This is a genomic window from Bradyrhizobium sp. LB14.3 (genome assembly GCF_040547985.1).
Classification (GTDB): Bacteria; Pseudomonadota; Alphaproteobacteria; order Rhizobiales; family Xanthobacteraceae; genus Bradyrhizobium.
This window is the reverse complement of the sequence record NZ_JBEPQT010000014.1, coordinates 184,825-193,685: the sequence shown is the minus strand read 5'-3', so window position 1 is coordinate 193,685 and position 8,861 is coordinate 184,825. Positions and strand designations below refer to the sequence as shown.

The window sequence follows — 8,861 nt, the reverse complement described above, 5'->3', positions numbered from 1 at the left end:
CCGAGACCCGCATAATCCACCGAACCGCCGTATACGGACCCGTACGTACGGTGGTGTGGGAGGGGCGACGCCGCGAGGCGTCCCCCTATCCCGATCTGCGACGGCACGATTGCGGGCGCTCGCAATGGCTATGTTGTCCAGCTGCGCTTGAAACTCAGCTCTCGTGTGCCGGCCGCAGCGCGTCCGGACACGAGAGGGACGCGTATCGTCACCACACTCCGTCATTGCGAGCGAGGGCGCCAAACATTGTCAGACTGCCTTGTCCTCGATCAGCAGCGGGCAATGCATGTATGCCCGGCCATGAGCGAAACAGTTCGAGTTTTAGACTAGGCAGCGCTGTCAACCTGATGCGCTACCGCCAGGCGTGGCGGCCAATTAGACCGGCCGGGGTAACCTGCGCCAAAACCCAACAATTGAAATCCGCGAAAGAACCGCCGCCTCAAATCGTTCGAGCTGGTCTCTGAGCCGAAGTGCATGTTTCTCGACGAGGTGCCAGGAAGCGACTGCGACGCCAAAGGCAATCGGCAGGCTGATCAGGACGTTCAGATACCAGCACTGAACCGATGGGCCAACCGCTGCAACGCACTGCTGGATGACAAATCCGTAGAGATACATTCCGTAAGAGTAGTCGCCGGACGACACGATCCAGCTTCGCCGCGGATTCATGAGCCCCAGATAACACGCGACATAGGCAGCGGGCACGACAAAAATCGCGTCGCCGCGTCCGCCGGCCATTCCGGCGGCGCAAAGCACAAGCGCAAACAGGCACGCCGCCCGGTTGAACGGTACCTTGTCGCGCCAGAGGTAGAAGCCAACACCTAAAAGGAAAGAGAACACAAGAAGGTGCGGGCGAAGGTGAATGAACAGTTCGTCCGAATGGTAGATATCGTAGCAGACGAGCCCGATCTGGGCGAACACCAGGAACCCGAGGTATAGCACCCTGTTGAAGCAAATCGTGGTCGCGGCAAGAAGCGCTAGCATGGCGTAGCACCACAGCTCATACGGCACCGTCCAAAGCTGAGCATTCACCAGATCGGGGGCTGGATTGTGAAGAAATACGCCCGGGAGTTCAAAGTGCATGTCGCCGACGACGTTGAGAAAATAGACATGGAATCTCGAGTCCGCAAAGTATTGGGCCAAGGGTATCGCGGTGAAGATCGGGCCGATGATGACGGCCGAGAGCGTCGTCTCGACCACGAGTGCGGGCGCAATGCGAAGCACGCGCAGGCCGATAAACGAAAGCAGGCTCTTGCACCTCAACAAGCTGGCCGTCACCAAAAACCCGCTCAAGGTGAAGAAGAGCGCAAGGATCATTGCGTTTACCGTGCGAAAATGGCCCACTATCTCCATCGCCCGACCGAGCCCAAGGGTGACGTTCGCGCTGTGCAGGCAGATAACGGCCGCCGCCAGCGCAATCCGCATGTAGTCGAAACCTGCGGGCCGATTGCGCGAAAGAGCCAGCTGATCAGCGAGGTTGAACATGATTGCGTTTCCCAGAGACACCTACGTCTCCCGAAACTATCGAATAGCGAACTAAGGCCGTGTAAACGGCGGACGTTGCAATTTCGGCGCGCCCAACGCGGGGCATCGCGCATTTCGCGCGGTACATTCCAGCCATCATCGGAAGCGCCGGTTAAGGTTATTTGTTTGATCAAACAATTCGTCGAATTTTGCCAGACGGTCAACTCCACGAGGCGACGGGCGCATGAATCGAAGCGCAGCGGTGTCAATTGGCTCGCAAGGCTGCTTCACGCTTGGAAGCTGACATCTCATTGTAATACGTACATGGCCTACCGTCCCGTCCTCACCTCGACGGCGTCGCCATTGCATCTTTCGCATCATCCCGCACGTGAATCACCGCGATATTGTCCGCATAGAGCCGCTTCCAGCCCTTGATGTGATCGAGCACTTGCGCTGCGGGCGAGTCCGCGGTCAGCAGGGTGGCGTCGATCCGGTGGTCCTCGAGCAGCCGCGTCAGATTGTCGAGCTTCTTGAGCTCCACGGCCTTGAGGAAATCCATGACGAAGGTTTCGCCGTAGAGCTCGGCGCGGCCGTCGATGAAGACCGGGATGTCGCGGGAGATCAGATAGCCGCCGAACTGGTTGGCGTTGAAGATGCGCTGGGCTTTTCGTTGCTCGAGCAGGTCAACGGCGGCAACCGGTGTCTGGTCCATCGTGAAGGTGAAGCGGTGATGCGACATGTAGAGCGACGTCGAGGTCCAGCCGGCGGCCACGATCATCAGCGCGGCCGTTGCGGTGACATAGCGGGAGGCCCAGCTCTCGCTGCCTTGCGTGCCAGGCCGCGGCAGCGCGGATCGTTCGCCGAGCGGCTTGGCCAGCACCAGCGGCACCAGGAAGGCAAAGGCCTCGATGCTCCTGGCATGGGTGAGCGCCATCCAGGTCAGGAGCAGGATCAGAACAATGCGCGGCGGCGAGAGCGTCAGGCCGCGATACAGCCCGATCGCGATCAGGCCGAACAGCGCGCCTTCGAATGCGTTGAAGGATGCGAAGCTCGCGGGCGACCATTCCGAGATGAGCGTCAGCAGCTCGCCGAGATTGAGGATGTTGGTCGCGCCGAGCAATGTACGCCAGCCGTAGGGGGTGACGCAGCTTGCAGCGAGTGCCGCAACGCCGAACAGGAACCAGCGCGACAGCAGCCTGACCTGCTTGCCGGAGTCCATGCCCCAGAGCGCCACGAAGGACATCGGGCCGATCAGCGCCAGGCCCAGCACGAAGCCGCCATGCAGGTTCGACCACAGCGACATCAGCGGCAGCCAGTACCATGACGGCACGTCCTTGCGGTCGGCCGCGGTCATCAATATGCCGACCCACGCGATCATTACGGGCAGCGCCAGCATGTGCGGCCGCGCCAGGATGTGATGTAGCGACACCACGACCGCGAACATCGCGAACAGGACCGCGCGCGGAATTTCCAGATGGGCCTCGAGCAGATCGACCAGGATTGCCGCCGACAATGCGACCGCAAGCGCGGTGAGGATCACCGGGCCGGCCCAGCCCCATTGCGCATAGGAGAGGGCGAACAGCACCTGCGACAGCCATGAGGTCGAAACCCAGGGCGTCCCCGGCCGGGTGAAGGAATAGAAATCCGTGTAGGGAAGCGCGTGGTGATCGAGGATCCATTGCCCGATCTTGATCTGCCAGAACGAGTCGGAATCCTGAAGCAGCGTGTCGCCGAAATATACGAAGAACAGATAGGTGCCCGCGCCGACGCACAGCGGCACCAGGGCCCGCGCACGACTCTGCGTCGCGATGCTGTTGGCAAAGGAAAGCGACATGCCGCCTCGTCGTCCTGTTGTTCTTGTCGAGTTGCGGGAGGAGATGAGGATGAACCGTCGCGCTTAAGGTTGTTGTTGAGCCTGATCCGGAAAACCGCTTCACAGCTTTCCGGATCATGCCCGGGCAGGCATTGGACCACGGCGGTCATAACTTCGGGTAAACCGGCGGTGCCAAGCCGGTTTCATGTCTCGATAATTTAACGGATTTTTTTGGATTTCGGTTTACCATCGGCGAATCCACGCAAACCGCTCGGTGTTTCCGCAGTCGAATTAACTGCGGCGCAATTTTTTGCCACTACGTTCGGTTCCATGGTCGGGCGGCGCTGGGAAGCCGAAAAGACCGGATCAGTTGTAGCCTCGTGTACCTTTTTGGAGCAGTCATGAAGAACCTCGTTGCGCGTTTCCTGAACGATGAATCCGGCGCCACCGCCATTGAATACGGTCTGATCGCCGCCGGCATCGCGCTGGCGATCATCACGGTCGTCAACAACCTCGGCAGCACGCTGAACACCAAATTCACCTCGATCTCGACCAGCCTCAAGTAAGGCCGGACGAACCGGGAATCTTAGAGAGCCCCGTCCTCGACGGGGCTCTTTTCATTTGGACGATGATTTTCGTCTCTTGCAGTCCGTGCAGTTGTAGGCTGGCAAGGCATCTGCCGCAGCTCGAAGAACGCAAGACGGAAGCGTGTCCGCCGTCGAGAATATCGGATACTGAGGGTTGCTGGTGGCACGGCGCTACGCGCCTTTGCGAAATCCTGCCGCAACTTGCCGCCTGTCATTCCGCGAGGCTGGTCTGCCAGACCGGCGACGGAGCAGGCGCGACAGACGTTCGCGACGCCCGGCCGTGCCATTGCAGATAGAACTTCGCCGCCCAGATCGACGCTGCGGCGACCGCGATGCCGCCGGCGACGTCGATGATGTAATGCGCGCCGATCACCGGCGTCGCTGCAATCATCAGGAGATTGAGCGCGGCCGCGATGCCGCCGAGGCCGCGCACCGGCCACAGCGCCCACATGTAGAGCACGGCCGATGCGGCGTGGAAGCTCGGAAACGAGACGATGCCGGAGAGGAAGAACAGCCGGAGTTCGTGCAGGCTGTCGTCGCGAAGTGCGAGGATGTCGCGCAACTGTCCGGCATAGACCACCGTGCTGATCTCGGGGAAATGCGCAGCGGACAGTTGCAGTCCCCAATAGGTGCCGATCGCGGGCACGACGGCGGAGATCGCGATGGTGATCGCGAGCGCGAGGCTCATCGCCAGCATGAACAACTGCAGCCGCACATAGCGCGCCGTCAGCGCCAGCACGATGGGGACGCCGAGCAGCGGCAATTTGATCAGCCCGTATCCGCGAGCGAGCACGTCCGCGAGCCAGGGATGGTCGTTGACGTATCGCGCGATCGGTTCGGGATCGAGGCCGAGCGCACGGTCGATCGCAAGCAGCGCCTGGTCCTGCAGCGGCCAGTTCAGTTTGCCCGCGACGTAGCTGAGCGGTCCGACGATGGCGCAGGTGAGAATGATCTGTCCGATCGTGCCGAGCGAAAACAGCAGCTTCGGGTCGGCAAGCTCGCCTTTGACGATGCGGTGGCCATAGGCCAGCGCGAGCAGGACCGCAGCGACCGCCAGCGTCACGCCGTAGGCGACAGGCTCGAGGCTCAGGCCGGTCAAGGGGAGGCCGAATGCCAGCAGGCTGCCCATGGCTACGATGGGAAGCCAGTTCAGGTGGAAGAGCTGCCAGGCGGTCCGGGCGTCCGTGTCGACCATGCTGCACCGAGGTGGGATCGCAGTACCGCAGCACAGTCGCGGAGCAGGTTTAAGATGGCGGTAACGTTCGTGGTTACCCCTTCGCCAAACCGGTTGGCGACGTTTTTAGCTGTTTTGAGGTTTTCGCTTTTTTCGCGCGATGCTTCATGCATTTGCACCTTGTCATGCAGTTTGAATAGTTGTTCAGTCCTTGCGGGGCGATTTGCGGCATCAGTGACGAAGCGTTCGGCCGCAGGGCGTGCGGCTGGCGTGTGGGACAGGAAGCGCGCCATGGTTTATCGGCGGACGCATCAAGTAGTGAAGCGCCTTGCGGCAAGGCGCAGTGCGATACTGGCGGCGGCGCGGGAGGCGGCGGCGGAAGGCGGGATGGCGGCGGTGCAGATTGCGCCGGTCGCGGTTCGCGCCAGCGTCGCTGCGGGTACGGTCTACCGCTACTTCCCCTCCAAGGCCGAGCTGATCTCCGAATTGATCGCCGAGGTCTCGCGCGACGAGCTCGCGGCGATCCGCCGGGCGGCCGATGCCGCGCCGGGGCCGTCCTCGGCGCTGGCCGCGGCGGTGACCACCGTGGCGGTCCATACCCTGTCGCAGCGCAGGCTGGCCTGGGGCATCCTGGCCGAACCGGTGGATGTCGATGTCAGCGCCTCGCGCCTCGCCAGCCGGCGGGAGATTGCGGGCGAGATGGCCTCGCGGATCGACGCCGCCGTGCGTGCGGGCCACCTGCCGGCGCAGGATACAGGCCTCGCCGCTACTGCGCTGCTCGGCGCGCTGCACGAGGCTCTGGTCGGACCGCTCGCGCCGGATAATCTCGAAGATCCCGCCAGGATGCGCGATGCCGTGCAGACCGTGACGTTGCTGGCGCTGCGCGCGGTCGGCGTCATGGACGCCCGCGCCAGGGGTCTCGTGGTGCAGCAGACGCTGCTACCGGCGGCGAAAGCGCTGGTTGGGGCTTAAAACGTCCGCCTGATCGCCGTGGGGACCTGATCGCGCTCAAGCCTTTGTCCCGGCACGTTTTTTCGCGGATCCCCAGCACATCAGCAGGACCGGCCGGCTTACTGTGCATGGGGTTGTTTTCGACTTTTTCGTTGGCCGTGTGCTGGCGGACCTAGATATCCGCTTCGCCCGCGGGGCCGACCGAGGCGATGCGCACCATGTTGGTGGTGCCGGGGATGCCGAGCGGCACGCCGGCGACGATGAGCACGCGCTGGCCGGCGCGGACGAAGCCGTCCCGAAACGCGATCTGGCCGGCGCGGTTCACCATGTCGTCCTGGTCGCGCGCGTCTTCCGCCACCACGCAATGCACACCCCAGACGACGGCGAGCCGGCGTCCAGCGGAAATGTTCGGCGTGATCGCCACGATCGGCGGCTTCGGCCGCTCTCGTGCCACGCGCGAAGCAGTCGAGCCTGAGCTGGTCCAGCAGATCAGCGCCGGCAGGTCGAGCGTCTCGGCGATCTGCCGCGCGGCGTCCGCGATGGCATCGCCGGCGGTGGATTCCGGAGCGGGGCGCTGTGCGGTGATGACGGAGCGATAGATCGGGTCGCGCTCGACCTCCTCGCCGATGCGGTTCATGGTCGAGACGGCCTCGACCGGGAATTTGCCGGCCGCCGACTCCGCCGACAGCATGATGGCGTCCGCGCCTTCGTAGACGGCAGTGGCGACGTCGGAGACTTCAGCGCGGGTCGGCACCGGCGACTGGATCATTGATTCCAGCATCTGGGTCGCGATCACCACCGGCTTGCCGGCGCGCCGCGCCATGCGCGTCATCTGCTTCTGCAGGCCCGGCACGCGCTCCAGCGGCAGCTCGACACCGAGGTCGCCGCGCGCCACCATCAGCGCGTCGGAGGCGTCGATGATGTCGGCGAGGCGATCGATCGCCTGCGGCTTCTCGATCTTGGCCATCACCGCGGCGCGGCCGCGGATCATTTTCTTGGCCTCGATCACGTCGTCGGCGCGCTGCACGAAGGACAGCGCGATCCAGTCGACGCCGGTGACCAACGCCGCCTCGAGGTCGGCGCGGTCCTTCGGCGTCATCGCCGAGACCGGCAGGTCGGTGTCGGGCAGGCTGACGCCCTTGCGGTCGGACATCCGGCCGCCGACCACGACGCGGGTCACCGCGTGCTCCTTCGAGGTCTCCTCGGCGATCAGCCGCACCTTGCCGTCGTCGAGCAGCAGCGCATGGCCCGGCCGCAGCGCAGCCAGGATCTCCGGATGCGGAAGCTGGACGCGGGTGGCGTCGCCCGGCGTCTTGTCGGAATCCAGCGTGAAGGTCTGGCCGTTCTGGAGCTGGACCGCGCCTTCGGCGAAGGCGCCGAGCCGAAGCTTCGGCCCCTGGAGGTCGACCAGGATGCCGATCGGCCGGCCATAGCTGCTCTCGACGTTGCGGATCGTCGCCACCAGCTCCCGCATCTTGTCATGCGGGGTGTGGCTCATGTTGATGCGGAAAAGGTCGGCGCCGGCCTCGAACAGGCGGCGGATCATCGCGAGGTCCGAAGACGCGGGTCCCAGGGTCGCGAGTATCTTGATACGGCGAAGACGCCTCATGGCTTATTTCCAGACGGGGGCGAGAGAGCTGGCGGGAGGCCAGGCGCGGCGGGGGGCGTACCACCGGGCGGCCCATTGGGCAAACCCGGAACCCCCGGGCCGACCGGCCCGGGCAGGCCGGGCACACGCTGCTGTTTTGACGGCTGCTCGTTGGTGTCGGTGAGCTGCACCGTCCAGGCGCGCTGCTCGCCGGTATCGACCTCGAAATAGCCGGTCCGGTCATAGCCGCGCGCGAGGCAATCGTCGGTGCCGCGGATGGTGAATTCCTTGTCGCGCGAGCACATGAAGGCTTGGCCCGACCATTCGCCGCCGCGGTCATAGTCGATGGCGTAGATGTAATAGAAACGGGCGACCAGCGTTCCCCGCAGCAGGGTCTCGCAGGAGCGGGACGAGATGTTCCACCAGCCTTCGGTGGTCCAGCCCTCGGCATCCTTGTAGCCCAGCGCGATGCCGACCCGGCTCGACGTGTTGTTGCAGAGCCGGAAATCGGCGAAGGCCGGGCTGGCGCAGAGGCACAGCAGGGCAACCACCAGCACCGGGACCAACCGGGCGAGCAGGTGAAGGGGGGAGCGGGGAGATTCGGCGATCATTGTCGCGGAAGCTATATCAGATCATTGACGATTTGGCGTAGGGCCCCGGGAACGGCCCGAAGCCAGCTTGGCGCCCGTTTGCTCCGCGATATGGCAAAATCTGTGACAGGGCCCACCTGATCTCGTAAGGGTGACCCCATCCGGGTCAGAGCCAATTCGCAAGCCGAGGGGATCCAGCCATGGCGGCAATCGACGACAAAACCAGAACGGAACTCGAGGCCGCCGCTTTCCGGCGCCTGGTCGATCATTTGAAGACGCGGACGGACGTCCAGAACATCGACTTGATGAATCTCGCGGGCTTCTGCCGCAACTGCCTGTCCAACTGGCTCAAGGACGCCGCCGACGCCCAAGGCGTCGCCTTGAGCAAGGACGAGAGCCGGGAAGCCGTCTACGGCATGCCCTACGAGACCTGGAAGTCGAAATACCAGGGCGGGGCCACGCCCGAGCAACTCGAGGCCATGAAGAAGGTTCATCCCGGGCACTGAACGGCCGCGTCCTCGGCCGGGCCGACACGCCGCGCCTGAGTCGCATCACACAACAGCTTTCTTCGATACGCCGCAGGAAGGTGTGGGCGCGCTGTGGACGAGCGCGATGCTGCCTTGAACGCGAGAGGTACGGACCCTAAGGGTCTAACCAGCACGCGCGGTGAGGATGCCGGCGTCACCTCGTTTTGCCA

The 8,861-nt window shown here is 63.8% G+C and carries 9 protein-coding genes; 3 read left to right on the top strand and 6 right to left on the bottom strand.

The genetic code is table 11. The features are described 5' to 3' along the window. Positions 1-375: 375 nt before the first annotated feature. Together ABIB00_RS24440 and ABIB00_RS24435 are read right to left on the bottom strand one after the other, a co-directional pair. Positions 376-1,482 carry an acyltransferase family protein gene (locus ABIB00_RS24440; RefSeq protein ID WP_354106123.1) on the bottom strand — a complete coding sequence of 369 codons (1,107 nt, stop codon included), beginning with the start codon at positions 1,480-1,482 and terminating at the stop codon, positions 376-378. A gap of 322 nt (positions 1,483-1,804) precedes the next feature. Then, positions 1,805-3,295, bottom strand: a complete 1,491-nt coding sequence (locus tag ABIB00_RS24435) for a hypothetical protein (RefSeq protein WP_354106122.1) — start codon at positions 3,293-3,295, stop codon at positions 1,805-1,807. A 380-nt stretch (positions 3,296-3,675) separates the two neighbouring features. Here ABIB00_RS24435 and ABIB00_RS24430 point away from each other — a divergent pair, with 380 nt between their 5' ends. Further along, positions 3,676-3,840, top strand: coding sequence for a Flp family type IVb pilin (locus tag ABIB00_RS24430; protein WP_247343049.1), 165 nt, complete (start codon positions 3,676-3,678; stop codon positions 3,838-3,840). Positions 3,841-4,072: 232 nt separating this feature from the next. Here the strand turns inward: ABIB00_RS24430 and ABIB00_RS24425 are convergent, their stop codons facing one another. Together ABIB00_RS24425 and ABIB00_RS24420 are read right to left on the bottom strand one after the other, a co-directional pair. Next, entirely contained in the window at positions 4,073-5,056 is a 984-nt protein-coding gene (locus ABIB00_RS24425) for a phosphatase PAP2 family protein (RefSeq protein WP_247447495.1), read from the bottom strand. After that, complete coding sequence (locus ABIB00_RS24420) at positions 5,011-5,328, bottom strand: hypothetical protein (protein WP_354106121.1); 318 nt, start codon at positions 5,326-5,328, stop codon at positions 5,011-5,013. Before ABIB00_RS24420 ends, ABIB00_RS24425 begins: the two co-directional genes overlap by 46 nt. Between ABIB00_RS24420 and ABIB00_RS24415 the strand changes: the two genes are divergently transcribed. Beyond that, positions 5,327-6,007: a TetR family transcriptional regulator gene (locus ABIB00_RS24415; RefSeq protein WP_354106120.1), complete on the top strand. Its 681-nt coding sequence runs from the start codon at positions 5,327-5,329 to the stop codon at positions 6,005-6,007. The two genes, ABIB00_RS24420 and ABIB00_RS24415, sit on opposite strands and share 2 nt — an antisense overlap. A 151-nt stretch (positions 6,008-6,158) precedes the next feature. Here the strand turns inward: ABIB00_RS24415 and pyk are convergent, their stop codons facing one another. Together pyk and ABIB00_RS24405 are read right to left on the bottom strand one after the other, a co-directional pair. Beyond that, positions 6,159-7,595, bottom strand: a complete 1,437-nt coding sequence (pyk, locus tag ABIB00_RS24410) for a pyruvate kinase (protein ID WP_354106119.1) — start codon at positions 7,593-7,595, stop codon at positions 6,159-6,161. Further along, positions 7,592-8,185 carry a DUF1036 domain-containing protein gene (locus ABIB00_RS24405; RefSeq protein WP_354106118.1) on the bottom strand — a complete coding sequence of 198 codons (594 nt, stop codon included), beginning with the start codon at positions 8,183-8,185 and terminating at the stop codon, positions 7,592-7,594. Before ABIB00_RS24405 ends, pyk begins: the two co-directional genes overlap by 4 nt. Positions 8,186-8,364: 179 nt before the next feature. Here ABIB00_RS24405 and ABIB00_RS24400 point away from each other — a divergent pair, with 179 nt between their 5' ends. Further along, positions 8,365-8,670 (top strand): DUF1244 domain-containing protein, encoded by a 306-nt coding sequence (locus ABIB00_RS24400; RefSeq protein WP_354106117.1) that lies wholly within the window; start codon positions 8,365-8,367, stop codon positions 8,668-8,670. Positions 8,671-8,861: the final 191 nt, after the last annotated feature.